Origin of the sequence: Olivibacter sp. EAT-5 (assembly GCF_044784325.1) — a bacterium.
GTDB lineage: Bacteria > Bacteroidota > Bacteroidia > Sphingobacteriales > Sphingobacteriaceae > Olivibacter > Olivibacter oleidegradans.
In genome coordinates this window covers 6577346-6599840 of record NZ_CP173028.1, presented here as the reverse complement: position 1 = coordinate 6599840, position 22495 = coordinate 6577346, and the positions used below count along the sequence as shown (strand labels likewise).

20 protein-coding genes are annotated in these 22495 nt (G+C 40.4%); 9 read left to right on the top strand and 11 right to left on the bottom strand.

All coding sequences use genetic code 11. From position 1 onward, the window contains the following. Positions 1 to 2 precede the first annotated feature (2 nt). Together hemE and ACH11B_RS27930 are read left to right on the top strand one after the other, a co-directional pair. On the top strand, positions 3 to 1028 hold the full coding sequence (hemE, locus tag ACH11B_RS27935) for a uroporphyrinogen decarboxylase (protein WP_377611599.1): 1026 nt from the start codon (positions 3 to 5) through the stop codon (positions 1026 to 1028). A 128-nt stretch (positions 1029 to 1156) separates the two neighbouring features. Then, positions 1157 to 1693 (top strand): CopD family protein, encoded by a 537-nt coding sequence (locus ACH11B_RS27930; protein ID WP_377611546.1) that lies wholly within the window; start codon positions 1157 to 1159, stop codon positions 1691 to 1693. A 1-nt stretch (position 1694) separates the two neighbouring features. Here the strand turns inward: ACH11B_RS27930 and ACH11B_RS27925 are convergent, their stop codons facing one another. The 8 genes from ACH11B_RS27925 to rpmB all read right to left on the bottom strand — a co-directional run bounded on the left by ACH11B_RS27925 (position 1695) and on the right by rpmB (position 10189). Beyond that, positions 1695 to 4721 (bottom strand): DUF2723 domain-containing protein, encoded by a 3027-nt coding sequence (locus tag ACH11B_RS27925; protein WP_377611545.1) that lies wholly within the window; start codon positions 4719 to 4721, stop codon positions 1695 to 1697. 87 nt (positions 4722 to 4808) lie between these two features. Then, positions 4809 to 5162 (bottom strand): MmcQ/YjbR family DNA-binding protein, encoded by a 354-nt coding sequence (locus ACH11B_RS27920; protein ID WP_013668374.1) that lies wholly within the window; start codon positions 5160 to 5162, stop codon positions 4809 to 4811. A 90-nt stretch (positions 5163 to 5252) separates the two neighbouring features. Continuing rightward, on the bottom strand, positions 5253 to 6845 hold the full coding sequence (gene bshC / locus ACH11B_RS27915) for a bacillithiol biosynthesis cysteine-adding enzyme BshC (RefSeq protein ID WP_377611543.1): 1593 nt from the start codon (positions 6843 to 6845) through the stop codon (positions 5253 to 5255). Positions 6846 to 6955: 110 nt separating this feature from the next. After that, positions 6956 to 8284, bottom strand: a complete 1329-nt coding sequence (rimO, locus tag ACH11B_RS27910) for a 30S ribosomal protein S12 methylthiotransferase RimO (RefSeq protein ID WP_013668372.1) — start codon at positions 8282 to 8284, stop codon at positions 6956 to 6958. Between the two features lie 13 nt (positions 8285 to 8297). After that, positions 8298 to 9260, bottom strand: coding sequence for a signal recognition particle-docking protein FtsY (gene ftsY, locus ACH11B_RS27905; RefSeq protein WP_013668371.1), 963 nt, complete (start codon positions 9258 to 9260; stop codon positions 8298 to 8300). A 205-nt stretch (positions 9261 to 9465) separates the two neighbouring features. Next, positions 9466 to 9648 (bottom strand): DUF4295 domain-containing protein, encoded by a 183-nt coding sequence (locus ACH11B_RS27900; protein ID WP_013668370.1) that lies wholly within the window; start codon positions 9646 to 9648, stop codon positions 9466 to 9468. Between the two features lie 44 nt (positions 9649 to 9692). Further along, a complete protein-coding gene (rpmG, locus tag ACH11B_RS27895) occupies positions 9693 to 9875 on the bottom strand; it encodes a 50S ribosomal protein L33 (protein WP_013668369.1) in 183 nt (60 codons plus the stop codon). Positions 9876 to 9955: 80 nt separating this feature from the next. Then, complete coding sequence (rpmB, locus tag ACH11B_RS27890) at positions 9956 to 10189, bottom strand: 50S ribosomal protein L28 (protein WP_013668368.1); 234 nt, start codon at positions 10187 to 10189, stop codon at positions 9956 to 9958. Positions 10190 to 10655: 466 nt separating this feature from the next. Here rpmB and ACH11B_RS27885 point away from each other — a divergent pair, with 466 nt between their 5' ends. The 7 genes from ACH11B_RS27885 (at position 10656) to lpxB (ending at position 17807) form a co-directional block, all read left to right on the top strand. Further along, on the top strand, positions 10656 to 12233 hold the full coding sequence (locus ACH11B_RS27885) for an MFS transporter (RefSeq protein WP_130856477.1): 1578 nt from the start codon (positions 10656 to 10658) through the stop codon (positions 12231 to 12233). 24 nt (positions 12234 to 12257) lie between these two features. Then, on the top strand, positions 12258 to 12476 hold the full coding sequence (locus tag ACH11B_RS27880) for a DUF6814 family protein (RefSeq protein WP_130856478.1): 219 nt from the start codon (positions 12258 to 12260) through the stop codon (positions 12474 to 12476). Between the two features lie 258 nt (positions 12477 to 12734). Continuing rightward, positions 12735 to 14654: an acetate--CoA ligase gene (gene acs / locus ACH11B_RS27875; RefSeq protein WP_013668365.1), complete on the top strand. Its 1920-nt coding sequence runs from the start codon at positions 12735 to 12737 to the stop codon at positions 14652 to 14654. Between the two features lie 111 nt (positions 14655 to 14765). Continuing rightward, positions 14766 to 14951: a CsbD family protein gene (locus ACH11B_RS27870; protein WP_013668364.1), complete on the top strand. Its 186-nt coding sequence runs from the start codon at positions 14766 to 14768 to the stop codon at positions 14949 to 14951. Between the two features lie 526 nt (positions 14952 to 15477). Beyond that, complete coding sequence (gene surE, locus ACH11B_RS27865) at positions 15478 to 16248, top strand: 5'/3'-nucleotidase SurE (protein WP_013668363.1); 771 nt, start codon at positions 15478 to 15480, stop codon at positions 16246 to 16248. 134 nt (positions 16249 to 16382) lie between these two features. Then, positions 16383 to 16649 carry a hypothetical protein gene (locus ACH11B_RS27860; protein ID WP_013668362.1) on the top strand — a complete coding sequence of 89 codons (267 nt, stop codon included), beginning with the start codon at positions 16383 to 16385 and terminating at the stop codon, positions 16647 to 16649. Positions 16650 to 16667: 18 nt separating this feature from the next. Then, positions 16668 to 17807 carry a lipid-A-disaccharide synthase gene (gene lpxB / locus ACH11B_RS27855; RefSeq protein ID WP_377611540.1) on the top strand — a complete coding sequence of 380 codons (1140 nt, stop codon included), beginning with the start codon at positions 16668 to 16670 and terminating at the stop codon, positions 17805 to 17807. Between the two features lie 27 nt (positions 17808 to 17834). Here lpxB and ACH11B_RS27850 read toward each other — a convergent pair whose 3' ends face one another. The 3 genes from ACH11B_RS27850 to ACH11B_RS27840 are packed head-to-tail and all read right to left on the bottom strand — an operon-like array spanning position 17835 to position 22493. After that, positions 17835 to 19496: a BNR-repeat neuraminidase N-terminal domain-containing protein gene (locus ACH11B_RS27850; protein ID WP_377611538.1), complete on the bottom strand. Its 1662-nt coding sequence runs from the start codon at positions 19494 to 19496 to the stop codon at positions 17835 to 17837. Between the two features lie 10 nt (positions 19497 to 19506). Beyond that, positions 19507 to 20988, bottom strand: coding sequence for a sulfatase (locus ACH11B_RS27845; RefSeq protein ID WP_377611536.1), 1482 nt, complete (start codon positions 20986 to 20988; stop codon positions 19507 to 19509). A gap of 50 nt (positions 20989 to 21038) precedes the next feature. Beyond that, positions 21039 to 22493, bottom strand: coding sequence for a RagB/SusD family nutrient uptake outer membrane protein (locus ACH11B_RS27840; protein ID WP_377611534.1), 1455 nt, complete (start codon positions 22491 to 22493; stop codon positions 21039 to 21041). Positions 22494 to 22495 lie beyond the last annotated feature (2 nt).

Sequence of the window (22495 nt, the reverse complement as noted above, 5' to 3'; positions counted from 1 at the left end):
CTATAAAAGATAGTTTATTTATCAGAGCTGCTTTTTCGCAGCCAACAGAACGCCCCCCGGTATGGATGATGCGGCAAGCGGGCAGATTTATGAAAGAATACTGGGATATAAAAAATAAATATTCTTTCTTGGAAATGTGTAAGACGCCTGAAATAGCGGCGGATGTAACCATGCTGCCTGTCGATTTGTTGGGAATTGATGCAGCTATTCTTTTTTCAGATATATTGGTAACGGCGGAAGCGATGGGCGGTGAATTGAGTTTTACGCAGGGAGTGGGGCCTAAATTTGCAAATCCGGTACGAAATGAAAGCGATATCGATGCCTTGCAAACCGACGTCGCGTATAAACTACAATATGTAGCTGATGCTATTCAGGTTATCCAACAACGACTTAATGGAGCAATTCCTTTAATAGGCTTTGCCGGGGCCCCTTTTACGGTTCTAAGTTATTTAATCGAAGGTGGATCATCCAAAGATTTTAAGCTTACTAAGCTTTTTTTGAACAACCAGCCGGAATTAGCCCATAAATTGTTAAAGAAGATTGCTGATGTGACGGTTACTTATCTGAACATGCAGATAAAGGCCGGAGTGAATGCGTTGCAGCTATTTGACAGTTGGGCACTTGCATTATCATGGGATGATTATAGCGAATTTTCTCACCAATATAATGTGGGAATTATTGCGCAACTTGATCGAAAAGATATACCGGTTATTTCTTTCTGTAAGGGAAGTTCAGTGTTTGCACCACTAATGGCCGAGGCGAAACCAGATGTGATCTCGGTCGACTGGAACGCAGACTTGAAACAAATAAAAAACAATTTGCCGAAAGGAATAGCCGTACAGGGTAACTTAGATCCCTTTATCTTATATGCTGACAAAGCGGTAATAAAGAAAAAAATTTTACATCTCTTCGAACGTATGCGTGGTGAGGAAGGTTTTATCTTCAATTTAGGACATGGCATCATGCCGGATATTCCTTTTGATAACGTAAAGTATGCAATTGATGTAGTAAAGGAGTTCAGGTATTAAGTTTTTTGTTGTCTGTTGTTGGTTATTTGTTATTCGTCCTAGATTTGATATTCTGGTTTAATCATTATCATAAAAGACATACATTTCTAATAACTAACAACTAATAACTAACAACTAATAACGGAAAAATGTATTTATACGCAAAGGCTGTACATATTATCTTTGTTGTCTGCTGGATGGCGGGCCTATTTTATATGGTCAGGCTATTTATTTATCATACAGAAGCAAAACAGCAGCCTGAAAACGAGTACCGCATTTTACATAAGCAGTTCGTTTTGATGGAACGCAAGTTGTGGTGGATTATCGCTACTCCATCTATGTATTTAACCATTATTGCTGCAGCGGTGATGATGCACCTGAATCCGGCTTGGTGGTCTCAACCGTGGATGCATGTCAAACTTACTTTTGTTTTAGGATTGATTGTCTATCATTTTATTTGCCAACGAATTATGTTTCAGCTGGCGGGAGAAACGAGCAAGTGGACCTCCATTAAACTTAGATTATGGAATGAATTAGCAACGGTTTTATTATTTGCTATCGTTTTTACGGTGGTGCTAAAAAGCGCTATAAACTGGATATATGGCGTGGTAGGTCTGGTACTATTTGCTGTCATGCTGATGATAGCTGTTAAGATCTACAAGAAGATACGGGAAAAGAGCAATTAGCCTATTGGCTAATTGCTGTTATTTTTCTTTCGAGCATGGCGTACTGGTTACCTAAGTATTTTTCCATATCCATCTGTTTGTATTTTTTGGAATTGTCTAGCATAGCATTCAAGAGGCCCATGCCTAAGCGAATATTACGTTCGTCTATAACATTTGGTTTATCTTTTGCGATTGCTAAATTATAATTGAGCTGCTCTATAATATAGTCGCCATTTCTTTTCATAAGCTCATTTGCTTTATTTTTTTCGTTTACTTCATATAAGGTATCCGATATAAAATAATAGTCAATCGCTTGATTCATACTTAAAACCTGTTTTGGAAGTACCTCTAGACACTTATTGACGACATCTTTGGCTTTTGCTTTTTGATCAACTTCCAGGAGCTCTCTAGATAAAATATTAAAATTGTTCGTGTATTGCGGAACGATGTTCCGGGTAAGGGGATCTAAGTAATTTAACTTATTCACATTCGCCCAGTTATATCGATGCATCAAGTTATGATACATAGCCCACCTATTGGTGTGCTGCGTATCGACCGGAGCCTTGGCAGTTGCTTTGGTGTTGGTTTTAGCTAAGTCTACCGGCATTAATCGGTATAACAGTCCTTCGTTTACGAAGTATTTGTCCAATCCCAGGGTTTCACTTGGTGGAATTTTGACAAAATAAATGGGACGCTTCCACGCATTATTTTTCAAAAGATCCAAAATTGCTAAGTCACCACGGGTGATATAGTTACGATTGAAATCCCATTCCATGCTATCGGTTATGAAGTCTTGCCAAGCTTTTGGTACCACCTTGTTTTTCATTACATCTTCCTTATTTACCATCAGCTTCATCTTCTTGGTAGGTAGAAAATTTTCTCCGGTGCGATCAGATTTGTCGTCGGGATGGTCCGACAACATAATGTCTAATAAATCTTTAATTTCCACCGGCTTGTCAATATGGTAATCCTCGTATACCAGATAGTCCCTTACACCTTTATCTACTTTTGCGGGTTCGATGTCTATAGGCAAGGGCGCTGAATTGTTGATCCTTTTGCGCATCTGCTTTAAATACCAATCAGAATTCAGATAGCCAATATTAACGATCCTGACATCCGGACGAATTCCTTCTACCTCTTGTGCATACCAAATAGGGAAGGTGTCGTTATCACCATAAGTAAATAAAATGGCATTTGGTTCACAAGATGCAAGATAATTGCGCGCATATAGATCTCTAGTTGTATACTTTTCCGATCGATCGTGATCATCCCAGCCCTGGTATAATAATAAAAACGGAACGGCGAGTAGACAGAGGAGCGTTGTTGAGAAAACCAACGATCGTTTCTTAGCTAGACTAGTCAATGCAATAACGCCAAGGCCAATCCAGATAGCGAAAGCGTAGAAAGCCCCTACATAAGCATAATCACGTTCGCGTGGTTGCATAGGTGTGTCGTTTAAATAAAGAACGATTGCCAATCCAGTGAAAAAGAAAAGAAGCAATACGATACTCATATCTTTTCTATTATGCTGATAGTGCCACCCTAAACCAATTAAGCCCAGTAGTAGTGGAAGAAAATAAAAGTGATTGCGAGATGGATCTTGCTTAACAGATGACGGTAAATCATATTGGCCTCCTAAACGCATATGATCGATCGCTTTAATTCCGCTTAGCCAATTTCCATCCGTAAGATTGCCGAATTGTCCCGATTCGTCGTTTTGCCTTCCAACAAAATTCCACATAAAATAACGCCAGAACATAACGCCTGCTTGATAGCTTGTGAAAAACTGCAAATTGCTCCAAAACGTTGGACGTTCATTTTCTGCTAAACGAAGCCAATGTTTGTAAAAATCGCTATCCTTTTGGCTGTGCACGCGTGGGAATAATGTCGTGCGATCATAGGTATATTCTGATTTATGTCCTACAATGGTGTATTTCTCGGCGTCTTTTCTATAAATCGGTGCTCCGTTTTCTACGGCGATCGGGTTGGAATCAAAATACTGACCTACGATTAATGGGCTGCGAGGGTATTGATCACGCGTTACGTATTCTAGGAAGGAGAAAATGTTGTCGGGATGATTATTATTGAGCGAAGGATTGGCTGTCCCTCTAACAAATACCATAACGAAGGAGCTATATCCAAAGAGCACAAAGCAGAAACAAAGTAGTATCAAATTTAGTTGAGCCTTATTGTATTTAATGGAATAGCGAATGCTAAGAATGATTGCTGTAACCAATAATATGATAAAGGTGAAGATGCCACTTCCAAACCCAAGTCCTAAGGTGTTGACGAAGAAAACATCAAATTGTGCGACCGCTTTAATTAAATATTGTATGACACCCCATAAAATAGCGCCTAGTAGAAGAAAGCTAATACCGAGCTGTTTAATAATTCCTCTTGTCGTAATTTGCTTTGCGTTCTTGAAGTAAATTACCAGGGTAAGTACGGGAATAGTTAACAAGTTTAATAAATGTACTCCGATGGATAGCCCAATAATATAGGCGATTAAGACAATCCACTTTGATGACCTTACTTCATGTGCGTGGTTTTCCCACTTCAAAATAAGCCAGAACAAAATCGCCGTGCATAAAGAAGACAAAGCATATACTTCGCTTTCCACCGCCGAAAACCAGAAGCTGTCTGAAAAAGCAAAGGCCAGAGAACCTACTATACCAGCTCCTAAAAGCTTGACTGTGATTAGCAGAGATAGTGAATGGTCTTCAGTAACAAGTATTTTTTTCGCCAATGAGGTAATAGTCCAGAACAAGAACAACACCGTAAGGCCGCTGCAAACAGCAGAACCTGTATTCATCCAGTAAGCCAGTGATGTTTTGTCGCCCAATGCAAGGTTGGAAAAAATATTTTGCAACATTAGGAAGAGGGGTGCTCCAGGCTGGTGTACAATCTCCAGTTTATAAGCAGCGGCGATAAATTCGCCACAATCCCAAAAACTAACGGTTGGCTCTTTAGTAAGAAAGTAGATGAAGGTCGCAATAAATGCGCATAGCCAACCAATAAGATCGTTCAACTTTTTGTAGGTCTTCTCCATAATAAGGCGTTTTGTTAGCTAAAATTAACGGAGAAAATGTTAAAAGTGTCGGGCGAAATGTTAAATATATGAATGTATATGTTTTTGTTACGACAACGTCTCTTTGATTCGTTGTGGAAGGCTGTTATAAACGAGTTCGTAACTATGGTCGATGAGTTCTGTAAGCTGCTTAAAGGAGAGCTCCCCGTTTGCTTGTACTGTGTTCCAGTGTTTTTTATTCATATGATAACCGGGAAGAACACTTGAGGGATACTGTTCTCGTAACTCAATAGCTCGTTCGGGATCACATTTTACGTTAAAAGATAATGGTTGTGCATCAAGGCCAGTCAAAAGAAAGACTTTTTCTCCGATTTTAAAAACTAGCGTGTCCGGACCAAAGGGGAATCCTTCCGTCACTCCTCTTTTGCTTAGGCAATATGTCCTTAGTTCTTCGATGTTCATTTTTTAAGTAAAAATTCAAAATTCAAAATTCAAAATTCAAAATTCAAAATTCAAATTTTAGGTTAACACCTAACACTTAATAACCAATAACTAATACAATATCGTAAACTTCATATCCAGCGGGTTGAAGAATTTGAGTAGATCGTTTATGAGCTCGTCACCGTATTTCACATAGAGTAATCCAAAATTCTCCACCCGCTCTTGAAGTCCACCATTTGGAAAAAATTTCTCCTTTATTTTGTCTATCTGTGATACAGCGTCTTCAAAGTTCAGTTTATCTGCTTTAACAAATTTCTTTTCGAGGTTATTGATTGCTTTACATAACCTGGTTTTTATAGCCTCTGCACTGGGACGTAAGGTAGGATCAATCTTAGTGGCTCTTTCTTTAATACGTTCAAATATAGCTTCCATCTCAAGCCACTCATCATTTAAATTAAGGCGATGTTTTGAGTGTATACGTACATATTCTCTTTTTAACTCGTTTGCGTCGCGAAAGAGACTTTTAAATGTTAAATTGAGCCTAAAAATTTTATAGTCGAGATGCTCATTAGATACGATTGCAGAGTTACGAGGAAGTAGAATGGGAAAGTCCACCTTATAATGATCGAAATTACTCTTTAATTGCAACCAGTACACAATTTCTGCACCGCCGCCGATATAACAGAGATTAGGCAAAACAACTTCCTGATAGAGCGGCCGCATCACCACGTTTGGGCTGAAACGCTCAGGGTGGTTTTCAATTTCTTTTACTAATTCTTCCTCTGAGAAAAATAAATTATGGTGCAATACCTCAAAATCGCCTGATGTTGTTTGAACGATCCGTTCCCGGTACTCTTCCGTCAAGTAAAAAAAATTGATTTCTCGGGCATGAACTTGCGTTTCGAAACCAGCTTTCTCTAAGGCCTCCGTTGTATGTGTAATATTGTGGTAACTACGTTGTTCTAGAATATCTTCTTTGATATAGGGAGCGAAAAGCGTTTTTAAGTCGCGATGATCAGCATCCATTACAACCAACCCGTGTTTTCCGAACAAACCGTTCACTAAATAGCGGGTAGCGTCAGCCAAGTTGGTATGCTGCAAGTACGCTTCTTCAACCAGCCTGGCTAGCTTATCTGAATTGTGACTTAAGCCAAGTAATTTTTGGTATTTCTTCACGGTACGTGCCATGGATAGTGTTTCCATTCGACCCGTGGCAGCCTGAGCAGGGATGTCCCATTTAATCAATTCGCCCTGCAATTGGGTGTGGTTAATCTCAGCGAAGTCGTGGTCTTCTGTCGCCATCCAATAAATAGGAACAAAATGGTAGTCAGGGAACTTTTCTTTTAATTGCTTGCACAACTTGATCGTACTGACAATTTTGAAGATAAAGTACAAAGGACCGGTGAAAATGTTTAGCTGATGTCCGGTGGTTATCGTAAAAGTGTTCGCTTCTTCCAGTAGGTTGATGTTGTTTTTAACTTCTAATGGAAGATTGTGGAAAGCGCTATATTGATCTCTGAGTGTATTTACCAATACCTTGCGGTTAGTCCGATTCGCTTTCTTCTGATTAATTTGCTTTTCAAAACCGGCAATATCCGGACTGTTGCCCAAGAAGGATGTTAGTTTTTTATCTTGTGCTATATACGCTAAGAGCGTTTCGGAAAAACTATTGGTATCGCTGTAATTAATATAACTTGCTTTCATGTTTTATATAGGCTTTCAGCAATCAGCCGTCGGCAATCACATAATATAGCTACAATAATAACTTATAAAACCGATTGTTTTCGTCCTTTTATCGTCAATTTAATAAATCCTTAGGATTTGACGGTTCCGTAAAGATCAAAGTCCTCAGCTCTATCGATGTGAACATCAACAAATCTCCCCACAGCCGCATAATTGTTATTTGCTGCAATCAATACTTCGTTGTCTACTTCCGGCGAGTCATATTCTGTGCGGCCAATGAAATATCCCTCTTCTACTCGGTCGATCAGGACCTTATACGTATTTCCGACTTTCTCTTGGTTAATTTCGTAAGATATACCCTGTTGAATTTCCATAATTTGCTCCACTCGCGATTCCTTTTCTTCCTGAGGTACATCATCAACTAAAGAGAAAGCATGCGTTTTTTCCTCATGAGAGTAGGTAAAGCAGCCTAAACGATCGAATCGAGTACGTTCGACCCATTCCATCATTTCAGCAAAATCTTGTTCTGTTTCTCCTGGGTAGCCACAGATTAACGTGGTACGAAGCGCAATATTCGGTACTTTGTCGCGAATTGCATTTACCAAGTCGATCGTTTTTTGTTTGGTAATTCCCCTGCGCATGGATTTTAGCATATTATCAGCAATGTGTTGCAAAGGCATATCTAAGTAATTGCAAATATTTTGCCTTTCATTCATCACATCCAATACATCCATCGGAAAACCTGATGGATAGGCGTATTGCAAACGTATCCATTCAATACCTTCCACATCGGATAAGTTTCTTAAGAGATCCGCTAAGTTTCTTTTTCCGTATAAGTCCAAACCATAATAGGTCAAATCTTGCGCGATTAGTATAAGCTCTTTTGTGCCGTTTTTTGCCAGGTGTTTCGCTTCGCTAACTAAATCCTCGATGGGTTTCGATATATGTTTTCCACGCATTAAAGGAATAGCACAAAAGGAGCAGGGGCGATTACAACCTTCGGCGATTTTAAAATAGGCATAATGCGAAGGGGTTGTTAACATCCGCTCACCCAATAGCTCGTGCTTATAATCGGCGCCTACACTTGCTAATAGCTGCTGTAAATCGTTGGTTCCGAAATAGGCATCCACATTCGGGATTTCCGTTTCCAGTTCAGGTTTATACCGTTCTGACAAGCAGCCCGTTACAATCACTTTTTCCAGCTTGCCTTCTTCCTTCAACGCACTGTATTGCAGAATGGTATCGATAGATTCTTGTTTGGCATTATCGATAAATCCACAAGTATTGATAACGACAATGTCGTTTTTAGAAATATTATTAGCCTCATGCACAACTTCCATCTGATTACCACGAAGTTGCCCCATAAGCACTTCACTATCGTGAATGTTTTTTGAACAACCCAGTGTGATGACATTGACACGTGGTTTCGATGGTAAGTTGTTTATTTTTTTTGTTCTCATTCTTCTACTATCCCTATTTAAAAAGGGAATCCACAAATTCTTTTTTATTAAATAATTGCAAATCGTTTATTCCTTCGCCGACACCGATGTATTTTACCGGTATTTTAAATTGATCCGAAATCCCGATGACAACGCCGCCTTTGGCAGTTCCATCAAGTTTTGTCAATGCTAATGCGTTGACATCAGTTGCTTGGGTAAATTGTTTGCATTGTTCGATGGCATTTTGCCCGGTGGATGCGTCAAGTACAAGTAGTATTTCGTGCGGTGCACCCGGTACCACTTTTTTCATCACGTTTTTGATCTTCGTCAGCTCATTCATTAAGGCAAGCTTATTATGCAAACGCCCGGCAGTATCAATAATAGCGACATCCTCTTGATTTGCTACCGCTGATTGGATGGTGTCAAAAGCCACGGAAGCGGGATCAGAGCCCATGGCCTGTGCAACGACGCGAACGCCCACTCTTTCTCCCCACAGTTTTATTTGATCGACTGCGGCCGCCCTAAAGGTATCGGCAGCACCCAAGACGACCTTATTCCCTGCTTGTTTCAGTTTATGTGCGAGTTTTCCAATGGTTGTAGTTTTACCAACACCATTTACACCAACAACCATAATAACATAAGGCTTATGGTTGCCGTATTCAAAATTCTCGAAATCGTTGCTGTTGTTTTCGGCTAATAACTCTTGTATTTCTTCCCGTAGAATTCCGTTTAGTTCCGAAGTATTGATGTATTTATCGCGGGCTACCCGGTCTTCAATGCGCTCGATTATTTTCAAGGTGGTGGTAACACCTACATCTGAGGTAACTAGCACTTCTTCCAGATCGTCCAATACTTCTTCATCAACGGTTGATTTCCCTACCACTGCTTTTGTGATTTTCGTAAAGAAACCCTCCTTGGTTTTTTCTAAGCCTTTATCCAGCGCTTCCTGCGCTTCCGGGGTCTGCTCTTTCTTCTTGAAAAAATCGAATAATCCCATAATATTAAGATGCCAGAATCTAGTTTTTGTTGGTAAAGGTACTAAATTGACCGTAATTTATTGTTTGCTCAGTATCAAGATCTCAGCTTTCCGCTAAATGGTGATGACGTGCCGGCCAATAGCCGATCATTGATGAAGGACGGTAACAAAAAAAGCCCTTCCAATATGTTATCGGAACGGCTTTTTTATTTCTCAACTTAATAAATTAAGCGTTGCTTTCGGCAACAATCTCTTTTGCAGCTTCCACTGCATCCTTGATATGATCGTTGTGAGCAATTAATTCTTTAAAAGTATAAGCACCTGTTTTCGGTGATCTAACCGCAGTAATTACTTTCGTGTAATCTTTACCTTTACCGGTTTTAAGGGTTGCAACGGTTTTCTTAGCCATTTTCTTTTATTTTTATGCTCTTTCGAGCTGTTGTTATCAAAGATTTATTTAATCTCTTTATGAACGGTTACTTTTTTAAGTACAGGGTTGTATTTTTTCAACTCTAAGCGTTCAGTAGTGTTTTTCTTATTCTTGGTGGAAATATAACGAGACATTCCCGGTAAACCACTTTCTTTATGTTCAGTGCACTCTAAGATTACTTGAACTCTATTACCTTTTTTAGCCATTGTTATTTGTCTTAATGCCGCAATTCTGCGGGATATTTTTTAACAGGATCGATAGATCACTATGCGTGATAACGTAGGAACTAAACGTATCCTTTTTTTATGAACTTATTAATAACTGCAGTAATACCATTTTTGTTGATGGTTTTGATTGCAGAAGTTGAAACTTTCAACGTAATCCAACGGTTTTCTTCCGGGATAAAGAACCTTTTAGTTTGAAGGTTTGGGTAAAATTTACGTTTGGTTTTAACGTTTGAGTTAGAAACGTTATATCCATTCATTGCTGCTTTACCGGTTAAATCACAAATTCTTGACATGACTATATGATGTTCGTTCTATTTTAAAAAACAATTTTCTCAAAGAGTTTGCAAATATCTGAAAATGTTTTTTCTTATGCAAGTGTTTTTTAAAGGATTATAAAAAAAGCAGTTCATCATTGCCACCGTCCAAATAGATGATTGCGTTAGGATATGAAGAGATTCGTCGGCTACCCGTATTTTATAGGTATTAGCACCAGCTATCATACGGTAGCGTGAAGTTATTGAATAAATCCAAATATTCAACAGATTGATAATGTCGCCTGTTAACTATTTTCTGCCTTACATAAAAAGATACATAAATAATCGCTATGAAGTTCAGTAATCGAACAACACGATCCTGTCTACGCCGATAAATTCTAAACAAAAAAACGCTTACTGAAAGTAATTATTTCCGGTATTATTATTACTTTGCGAAAGGGCAATGCCTAGGAAATAAAACCTTATTTTAAACCATTATTGAATTATGAACGAACCGTTATCGGTTAAACCGACTACTACTAAAGGCTTATGGAAAGTTATTGGAGCCTCTTCACTGGGAACACTTATCGAATGGTATGATTTTTACATCTTTGGCAGTTTGGCCGTTATTATCTCGACGAAATTTTTTCCGGCAGATAATCCAACGGCGGCTTTCCTATCGACATTAGCGACCTTTGCAGCGGGGTTTGTTGTCAGACCTTTCGGGGCTCTCTTTTTTGGTAGGTTAGGCGATATGATCGGTAGGAAGTATACCTTTATGGTAACACTGCTGGTGATGGGCTTATCGACCGTGGCTATTGGATTAATCCCCGAATATAAAACCATTGGATTTTTAGCCCCCATTTTAATTTTACTACTTAGACTTTTACAGGGTTTGGCACTTGGCGGTGAGTATGGTGGAGCAGCTACTTATGTCGCGGAACATGCCGAGCCACATCGGAGGGGAGAAAGGACATCCTGGATACAGACAACAGCTTCTTTCGGCTTATTTATTTCCCTTGCTGTTATTTTGCTAACCCGCAAATGCATGTCCAATGAAGCGTTTATGGACTGGGGCTGGCGGATACCCTTTTTGATCTCGATATTAATGGTTATTGTGAGCTACTTTATCCGAAAGAATATGGATGAATCGCCCTTATTCAAAAAGGTAAAGGCGGAAGGTAAAACTTCTAAAAACCCACTTAAAGAGTCTTTTGGTCACCGATACAACTTTAAATTTGTGCTTTTGGCGCTGTTTGGAGCAGCGATGGGGCAGGGTGTGGTATTTTATACCGGACAATTTTATACACTTTCATTTTTGCAAAGAGTTTGCCACGTCGATTTTGACCAAACAAACTATATATTAGGTATCGCTATTTTTTTAGGTACAGGACTCTTTATCTTTTTTGGTTGGTTATCCGATAAAATTGGTCGAAAGATTGTAATGATGACCGGGATGCTACTGGCTATTCTTACCTATCGGCCAATTTTCGATAAATTGTATCAGTTAGCAGATGTAGGAGAAAAAAAGGAACAAATAGATGCGTTGAAAAATACAATGAAGAGAGAGCCTGTACCGGATGGGGATTTCGGCGCAAAAGAGAGGTTGGTTACTACAATACACAGAGTGTATGAGGATGGTACACAGAAGGATGAAATTAGCAGACAGTACGTGGATCCTATCGATGGCCATATTATTCATCGAGAGGATGTTGTTTCTATTAAATTGGTCACAAAGGATATGTGGATAGCGATTGGACTCATATTTTTGCAGGTTTTATATGTTACCATGGTATATGGTCCAATCGCTGCCTTTTTGGTGGAGATGTTTCCTGTAAAAATCCGCTATACCTCCATGTCTTTACCTTATCATATAGGAAATGGTGTTTTTGGTGGATTGATGCCTACTGTCGCGACTTATCTGGTTGCGAAAGCTCAATCTGCTAACGATGCTGCGCAGGCAGCCGGAAAAGCATTGCCTTTTGACAAACCGTATTTAGAAGGACTTTGGTATCCTATTATTATCATAGGAGTGAGCTTCCTTATTGGGATTGTCTATTTATCGAATAAAAAGACCGAGTAGTTGTTTTTGTTAATCTAATTAGCTATGCGTTACATAAAAAAATATTTAGGTGTTCTTTGGATCGTGCTTGCCGTTGTTTCGGGCTATTATTTAATAGTAAGTCAGGCTATCCCCCAATTTCAAAGTGAAAAACCCGAAGACTTGGTGCCGGCGATTGTTTATACCTTTGTGTTAATGCCGATTATAAGTGGTGGATTGCTTGTGTTCGGATGGTACGCCTTACTCGGAGAGTACGACGATTAGTCGGCTCGTTTTTCCCTTTTCTGTTATTTCAAAATGTGCTTGGCTGAATATAAATAATAATTGGCCGAATCGGATAACTGCTTGATTAAATTGTACATAGTCCCTTGGAAAGGGCAACAAAGATTATTAACTTGGGTGCAAAAAATCAAATATATTTAAAAAGCTAACCGTTTAGAATGCAAAAGGTAGTTCCTGATTCTTTCCATTCTAATCACGCACTAAGGGAATAAACGATAAACTAAACTAAATTAATAACCAATGAATTTAAAAGTTAGGTCATTTGAGGATTACAAGGAAACGTACAAAAAGAGCGTCGAGCGGCCGGAGGAATTTTGGTCAGGCATAGCAGAAGAGTTTAAATGGCGTAAAAAGTGGGATAAAGTATTAAGCTGGGATTTTAAAGGTCCGGATGTTAGGTGGTTTGAAGGTGGGAAATTGAATATTACCGAGAACTGTTTGGATCGTCATATCCAAGAGTTGGGAGATAAACCCGCTATTATTTGGGAACCGAACGATCCGAACGAAAATTATCGTATATTAAGTTATAAACAATTACTTTTCAATGTTGAGCAGTTTGCCAACGTATTAAAAAACAACGACATTGTTAAGGGCGATCGCGTCTGTATCTACCTCCCTATGGTGCCTGAGCTAGCAATTGCCGTATTGGCGTGTGCTCGTATTGGAGCAGTTCATTCGGTTGTTTTTGGTGGATTTTCTGCTCAATCTATTGCTGATCGGATCAATGATGCGCAATGTAAATTGGTGATTACCGCAGATGGCAGTTTTAGAGGCACAAAAGTAATTGAGTTAAAAGATATTGTAGATGATGCCTTGGGACAATGTAAATCAGTGGAAAGAGTGATCGTTCTGACGCGAACACGCACGCCCGTTTCGATGATAAAAGGCCGTGATGTATGGTGGGAAGACGAGATTAAAAAAGTGGAGACACAGGGCAACCCCCATTTTCCGGCAGAGGAGATGGATGCAGAAGATATGTTGTTCATATTGTATACATCCGGTTCAACAGGAAGCCCGAAAGGGGTGGTGCATACATGCGGCGGCTATATGGTTTATACCGGCTATACTTTTGCAAATACTTTTCAGTATGAAAGGGGAGACGTGTATTTCTGTACGGCGGACATAGGCTGGATTACCGGACACTCCTATATCGTGTATGGCCCTTTGTCGCAGGGTGCCACCTCCTTAATGTTTGAGGGAATTCCCACCTATCCGGATGCGGGACGTCTTTGGGATATTGTTGAAAAGCACAGGGTTAATATTGTATACACGGCGCCAACTGCTATCCGTTCATTGATGGGTTTCGGAGACGAATATGTGGAGGGTAAAGACCTGAGCAGCATTAAAACCCTGGGATCGGTCGGTGAACCCATTAATGAAGAAGCCTGGAAATGGTTCGATGAAAAAGTAGGTCATGGAAAAGCGCCTATCGTAGATACCTATTGGCAAACGGAGACGGGAGGTTTTATTATTAGTCCGATCGCAGGAATTACACCAACGGTACCGAGTTACGCCATGTTTCCGCAACCGGGTATACAATTGGCCTTAATGGATGAAAATGGGAGGGAAATAGAAGGGAATGATGTTAGCGGTAATCTATGCGTTAAATTCCCTTGGCCGGGCATGTTGCGAACAACATACGGCGATCATGAACGTTGTAGAAAAACCTATTTTGCTACTTACGAAAATATGTACTTTACAGGGGATGGTTGTTTGCGGGATAAGGATGGGTACTACCGTATTACCGGCCGTGTGGATGACGTACTGAACGTTTCGGGACATCGTATCGGAACGGCGGAGGTAGAAGATGCCATAAACCGTCACAGCGATGTAGTGGAATCAGCCGTTGTGGGGTATCCGCATGCAATTAAAGGACAAGGAATATATGCCTTTGTCGTTGCAGGAGATCATTTAAAAGATGCGGATTTAATGCGGGGAGATATTAATAAAACCGTTTCCCGTATCATTGGAGCTATCGCTAAACCGGAAAAAATCCAGTTTGTTACCGGGTTGCCAAAGACCAGATCAGGGAAGATCATGCGACGGATCCTTCGCAAAATTGCGGAAGGTGACACTTCAAATCTCGGTGATACGACTACTTTGTTAGATCCGGAAGTAGTTGAAGAAATAAAGAAAGGTGCGGAAGCCTTACGTGGATAGGTCAATAACCGTATTTTTAAGCAACGACTTTTGAAGTGCTAAAACAATTTGCTTCTATGCTTGTTTAACTAGAAAAGAATAAAATTATTTACTTATTAAAAACTAGTCGAAATGAGCAATTTGAAGCTAAAAGGAATGTGGAACGAAGTTAAGGGTAAAGCAAAACAGGCTTATGCCGATTTAACCGATGATGATTTATTGTATGAAGAGGGGAAGGAAGATGAGTTAATTGGGCGTTTGCAAAAGAAGACCGGAAAAACAAGAGATCAGGTGGTGGATTGGTTGAATAACCTGTAGGCTTTACGTTCAGTACTTTAAATAAGAGAGAGGATGGCAATAGATGTCATCCTCTCTTGTTATATATAGCCAGATGTTGGATTCCGTATTCGTTCCTAATAAAGGAACTATTTTTTAATCAACTTTTTCTTGGCAAAAAGTTGAACAAAAGCCAAGGCTATGTAGGCTACCTTGCAACTGATTGCAAAAGCATTTACGGCGCATATTGGAGCCGTTTCACTTCCTCAATCCGCTTGGATATTGCAAGGTGAACGATTGTGCACATGCTTTGCTGCTCGTTGCGTCGGTATCCTCCAAGGCCATTCTTCCGGCACACAGGGGCACATTCCGCTAAAGATACGTCCGATTAAACGTAAAAGCTCTTTAAATATCGCCTAGAAATTTGCGGCTTGCATGTTGATGCACTCCCGCAACGAATAAAAGTGACTAAAAAAATAGTTCATTTTACCTTATTATGAGATCGGCAAAATCTGGAATCAACCAGCTTTGGTTATATTTATAAACCAAGGTTTAGTATCTTCGCAACATGACAAAGCAAAAGCCAACAATATTGGTAGTAAACGATGATGGGATTACGGCACCCGGCATTAAGGTGTTAATGGAAGAAATGCAAATGTTGGGAAAGGTAACAGTTGTTGCGCCTGAAAGCCCTCAGTCGGGAATGGGACATGCCATAACCATAGGTAAACCACTCCGTGTTGATCCGGTAAATATATATCCTCATGTTGAGATGTATCGATGCTCCGGAACGCCCGTAGACTGTGTGAAGTTAGCGGTCAACAAGATCTTCAAAGGACGTAAGCCGGATCTTTGTGTATCAGGTATTAACCATGGACTAAATAATTCAATCAACGTATTATATAGCGGAACCATGTCAGCAGCCGTTGAGGGCGCTATAGAAGGTATACCGTCTGTCGGGTTTTCTTATGACGATCATAATTTAGATGCCGATTTTGAAAATTGCAGGCCATTTGTACGGGAAATTGCAAGCCAAGTCTTAAAGAACGGCCTTCAGTTGGGAACGTTGTTGAATGTAAATTTCCCTCAAGGCGCGATTAAAGGAGTGAAGGTATGTAGACAAGCTGATGCAAAATGGGCGGAGGAATTTGAAGAACGTATCGATCCCTATCATCGGCCGTATTATTGGCTTACCGGTAAGTTCGTGTTGAACGATAGGGGAGAAGATACGGACGTATGGGCGCTAAAGCATAACTTTGCGTCTTTGGTACCTGTGCAATTTGATATGACTGCACACCATGCTATCCCTCAGCTGAATTCGTGGTCGTTTGATGTGTAGCTTTGTTGAAGTTAAACAGTTGAGCTATTAAGTAGGACAATAGTTGAGGAGTTCATGAGCCAATGTGATGATGGGCCGATGGACTTGTAGCCATAACTGAGACTGACTAACGAGCAGCTGATAGCTGAATAAATATGTTAAAAAAGAATAACCCACTGCTTGGCATTTTGTTAGGTGCTATTGCTCCTTTAATTGCTTTTTTATTTAATGAATATACAAGCTTAGGTAGTAAGTTTGCAGACAAACCGCTGACATTGTATGCCATTGCGGGGGCAGTAAATTTACTTATAGTCAGGTATTGTTATAAACAGCAGGCCTCGAAAACAGGTGGAAGTGTTATGGGGATCACCTTTATTGGTTTGATATTGATTTTATATTTCAAAGGTGGCATAAAGGTTTAAATAGGATACACGATTGATATGAAATATTATATTATCGCGGGCGAGAGCTCCGGTGATTTACATGGAGCTAATCTGATCCGCGAATTAGCGAAACAACAGGGCTCAGATGTCCAATTTAGGGTTGTGGGGGGAGATCGTATGGAGCAAGCGAGCCAACAGAAAGCCGTTTTACATGTGCGGGACATGTCCTTTATGGGTTTTGTTGAAGTGTTATTGAACTTAAAAAGTATTCTTAAAAACTTAAAAATTGTTAAAAAAGACCTCCTCGCATACCGTCCTGACGCCTTGGTTCTGATTGATTTTCCCGGATTTAATTTGAAGATTGCGTCCTTTGCTAAGCAACATAATATAAAGGTTTTCTATTATATCTCGCCGAAAGTTTGGGCCTGGAATACAGGTAGGGTAAAAAAGATCAAACGTATCGTTGATCATATGTTCTGTATCCTCCCTTTTGAAGTCGATTTCTATAAACACTGGAACATGCACGTTGATTATGTAGGGAATCCGCTATTAGATGCGGTCACCTTACATCATCCGGACACGACATTTAAAGCGCGTTATGGATTGGAAGGTAAAAAAATAATTGCACTGCTACCTGGAAGTAGAAAAATGGAGATAAGCAAGCTACTCCCTGAAATGGTGAAGCTCGCTAAACTTTTTCCGGGGCACCAATTTGTAATAGCGGGTGCCCCTAACTTAAATACTCATTTTTACAGGCAATTTCTAGATAATGATAATATACCGCTCGTTTTCGGACAGACATATGATTTATTGCAGCATGCAGAAGCAGCAGTTGTTGCCAGTGGAACGGCGACGTTAGAAACGGCTCTGCTAAACGTTCCGCAAGTTGTTGTATATAAAGCAAATGCGTTGTCCATCGCCATCGGGCGGATGGTGATCAAAGTCGATTATATTTCTTTGGTTAATCTGATCATGAATAAAGAGATCGTTAAAGAATTGATACAAAAGGAAGCTAATCATCATACCATTGCCGAAGAATTGGATCAATTACTGAACAATAAGGCTTATCGGGAAGAGATGCTTGCGCAATACAAGTCCCTGCATGAACGGATGGGCCTGCCTGGCGCATCAACAAAAGTAGCACAGTACATATTGCGATATCTTCAGCAAGGCACACCTAAGAGAGTTTCTCATTAAAATTCACGATTTTTAACGTGATGATGGCTATTTTTCAGGCCATTCGCTTACAGCTATTTTTTGAAAGACCATATCGGCTTGACTACTTTCATATAAAATACCAATATGTTGTTCATCCACAGCGGCAATACACGAATATCCTCTGCCTTTCCATTCATCCAAAAGCACCCAGTATTTTTGTGGCCATGTTTGGCCGTCATTAGTGCTAACTTTAATCGTTAAGTGATCTCTATCCGTTTTTGAGTTTGGATTGGAAAACAGTAAAAGATGCCGTTGTTTTCCTGCATCCATAAACGAATGTTTATACAAGCTCGCCATACAAACCGGTTCGGGCAGTGCATGAAAAGCGCTTGGGTGTTGAGTCCATGTCTTGCCCATATCACGGGTTACACAAACGGCCCGGCCGTTGTTGGAGCCTATCTCGCCTTTGTTTTTATTAGCCCGCATATTGAGCATAAGCGATCGGTCTGCAAGTTGTACAACGGCGCATTCAGTCGTCGCTACCTCATTTAAGGCTCTTTTGGCGGTTTGCCATGTTTTTCCGCTATCCTTACTATATGTGATGGTTGAAAATGGCGTGCCTAAAGAATCACGACCCTGAGTGGGAAAAACCAGTGTACCATCGTTCAATACAATGCCATTACCAGGTGCCGGAGCAAAGAGCCACCAATCTTTCTTTTTACACATTTTTGTAATGTTCAGCGGTTTGCTCCAAGTTTTACCGTCATCGGTACTTTTAACCAGCATAAATTGTGATGTTTGCTTTATCCCGAATCCAGGTTGAGAGCCCTTGTTTTTCCATTGATGGTTCCAATGGTCGCTGTTTTCCTTTAAACCTTTTACCCACTGTCCATCTTTGTCGATAATACCGTGCATCCACAATGCTGCAATGTAAATGGTATTTGAGTTTTTGTCAACAAGTATGCATGCATCTGATACACCATTAAATTTTTCCGGTAAGCCTCCCCATTTGCCCATATCCATTGCAATTGTTAGAGGCTCCCAGGTTTGTCCACCATTGGTACTTCGACGGAGACCGATATCTATATCTCCTTGTAAGTCGCGAGAGCTTTCTCTGCGGGCATCAAAAATGGCAAGCAAAGTCCCTTTGGGAGTGACGGCCAAACCAGGAATGCGTGCGGTATGTATGCCATTTTCCATGCGCTGATGTATGGCAATGCCGATGCGTTGTTCCATTATTGGACGGTCGGTTATTCTCACATCGGTGGATTCATTAAAGTGTACATCTTCTAATTGGAAAGCTATTTTATGTAGCAAATTGGCTTGATCAGTAAGACGACAGGTGACCCAAAGATAATGTATTCCCGGATTTAGTTCCGTATCACCCTCTAGGGTTATATTGGCTTTAGGATTGGCTTTTTTACCGAAGAGCTTCAGTGCTGTCGACATTTTGTTCAACAGCGTGTCTTTGCCTGTATAGTATACCTCTACAGTATTTAAATCTTGAATAGCTGTTGTGCCTTGTGTTTGCAAGGAGAGAGCTTTAAGCTGATGCGGTTTTGTGCCCTCTATGGTAATTTTGATCCGAAGTACCGGGTTTACCGATTTTCCAATTAAAATTGGAACTTGAAATTGTGTCTGTTCAATTTGGATAACCGGTTTAGCCATAGACAGATGGAAAAAAATGCCAAACACATAAATTAGTAATGATATTTTGTAAATACTCATGGTTCTTAATCTATCGATTTTTAACCGGAAGTGCTTTCTGCCATCCGTCATCTAACAACTGTTTCAGTGTGATCTTTATGTTATCGTATTGCTTCATTGCCGCTAAGTTTTTTTCTTCTAATCGGCCATTTGCTTGATAACGATAAAGTTCTGTGAATTCAATCGTGCCATTTTTAAAATTACGCCATTCGGTATAACGAAAATCTTTTGTACGTACCGAATAACCCATCACCCTAGGTAGGTTTTTATACATCCAGGGGCGTGGAAATTGGCTAAAGGCCGCCTTTTTCCAAGGTCTTTCCGGAGCTTCCATTAATGGAACCATGCTGAGCCCGTCTAATTCGTCGGGAATGGACAAACCTGCCAGTTGAGCTAAGGTGGGGTACAGGTCGACCGACTCCACAATGCCATCGGTATATACACCTTTATTTTTGATATTAGGTGCGGAAATGATCAATGGGATGCGGGTATCCGACTCAAAATTCGTGCTTTTGCACCAAAGACCGAGTTCACCCAAGTGATAACCGTGGTCGCTCCAAAGCACAATGATCGTGTTATCCATTAAACCTTGCTTGTTCAGTTCATCTAACAGTCTACCGATTTGCATATCGGTATACGTGACGCTGGCATAATAGCCATGGCGTAATTGACGAATTTTATCCGGAGGTATTGGTCCTTCGTCCGGAACGTCTGTATAACCTCTTAGTTCTGTGGAATTATGTAAGGCAATTTCAGGTACATTTTGAGGCGGTGCAGGCTGTTGTGGCATAGGGATTTCATCTCGTTTATAATAATCCCAATATTTTTTTGGAGCCGTAAAAGGTAAATGCGGCCTGCGAAATCCTACCGCTAGAAAAAAGGGTTTATCTTTAATCTCTCTAAGAACTTTTATGGCAGCATTACATACCATACCATCAACGTATGCACTATCAGGTACATTTACACATTCGACAGCTGCCGCTTTCCCCTTGGCTTTGCTGTTTTTTTTAAGCACATATTTATGTCCAACAGTACCCGTTACTGCCATGATCTCAGGAGCCGACCATGAAATCGAATCTTGCGAAGCTGCAGGATCATGATAAATTTTACCAACACACAGCGATTGATAGCCGTTTTCTTTAAAATATTGCGGTAGTGTAACTGCATTTGGAAGGGCCTTGCGGAAGTGGGTCTCTAAGTCCCAAACTTTCGTTACATCAGGCCGTCGTCCAGTTAATAAAGAGGCACGCGAAGGCCCGCAAACAGCTTGTTGGCAATAGGCATTGTTAAAAACAATGCCATTTTTTGCTAAACGGTCAATGTTAGGCGTTATGATCACTGAATCACCATAACATCCCAACTGATTTCTTAGATCATCAACGGCTATAAATAAAACATTGACTTTTTTAGCAGTTGTCGACCGCGGTAATATTTGTGCATAAAGATTTGGAACTACCATCAATACCAGCATAGTAATGATAACTGTAGTCATTTTCTTGATCTCGGACATCATACCCTCTAATTTAGCGATTAACTCAAAAGTAGATTATTTTTATACTTGTATTAATAGCCAGGTGTTTGGATAATGTTGGGATTCGTGTTAATCGAGTTGTTGTGAACCGGCCAAAGGAGAATATTCTGTTCGTTTTCGCGACCTACTAAACTAGGAACATCGCTGAACACAACACCAAATCGAATCAGATCCCACCAGATTTTCCCTTCAGCTACGAACTCTTTCTTCCGTTCGTCCAGAATCGCCCGATCTACTTGCTGTTTTGATAATATAGTAGGATAAAAATTAGTTATACCATAAGCTCGTAGGCTAACGGCGTTAAGCCGTTCAATCGCCAGGGCCGAATTACCCAAAGCGTTTTCAATTTCGGCACTCATCAGTAAGGCATCCGCGTATCGGTAAACGATAATGTCCGAATCAAAAACGCGAGTTTGATTCTGCCAGCTACCCGCATACTTATTGATCCATTGAAAAGTTGCATTCTTCGGTTCATCAAAAAAAGTTTCAAAACTTACGTTTGTCCGTTGATCATCTGCATTTTCCGACAGGAAGTCCTTATATTCATCCGTTAAGAAAATCCATTGTTGATGACTACCTACCTTAATCGGATTTTCTATGTATTGTGCCGATATGTATTGTAAAGGTACTAGGTGATCCGCAGGATAGCCGCCTGTATACTCATCCATTACAAAGCTCCATGCAAATATGATTTCTTGGTTAAGTTTGTTTTTGAACACACTTGAAAAATCATTCATTAATGTATAATTGGAGTTGTTCAAAACGACATCAATGGCTTGCTTTGCTGAATTTAAGGCTGCATCACCTCCGTTCCTCACCTTAGCGATCCACAAATAGTAATCTGCTTGCAATAGATTGATCGCTCCCTTTGATGCTAAATTGCGGTCGGTCACGTTTTCAGGCATGAGCGAATTAGCTGCTTCCAGGTCGACTTTCACCTGCTCGAACACACGGTCGGCGGGCTCTCGGGAAGGATAGAGGCCTTCTTGTTCACCGGACTCGAATCCATCGATTAATACAGGCGCATCTCCCCAAACGCGGCCAATCCAGTAATAACAAAACGCGCGAACAAATAGCGCGTTGGCTAGCACCTTGTTCTTGTCTGCTTCGTCAGCAAAGGAAATGGTAGGCGTATATTTCAGGATAAGATTGCAATCGTTGATTGTCGTATACAGGTTTTGCCAGTTAGCATGCGTGTGTGAACTGTTCAATTGATTGGTAAACGGGTCACTATAAGTTGCATTGGTGGCCAAACCCTTTCCCCATAGGCCAGATCGGTACTCTCCCCAGAAAATATAAGCATCCGCAAAAGAGGAACGCATTTTATTGTACACGCCATACATTGCCGCAGTGGCATCCCCTTCATCCGCCCACATGGCGGGGGCTGTAATAGCGCTTTTTTGATCAACATCCAATTTGTCATGGCATGCTTGCATTACGAGCGAGCTGACCATTATAGAGATTAGATAATATCGTTTGATTTTCATAA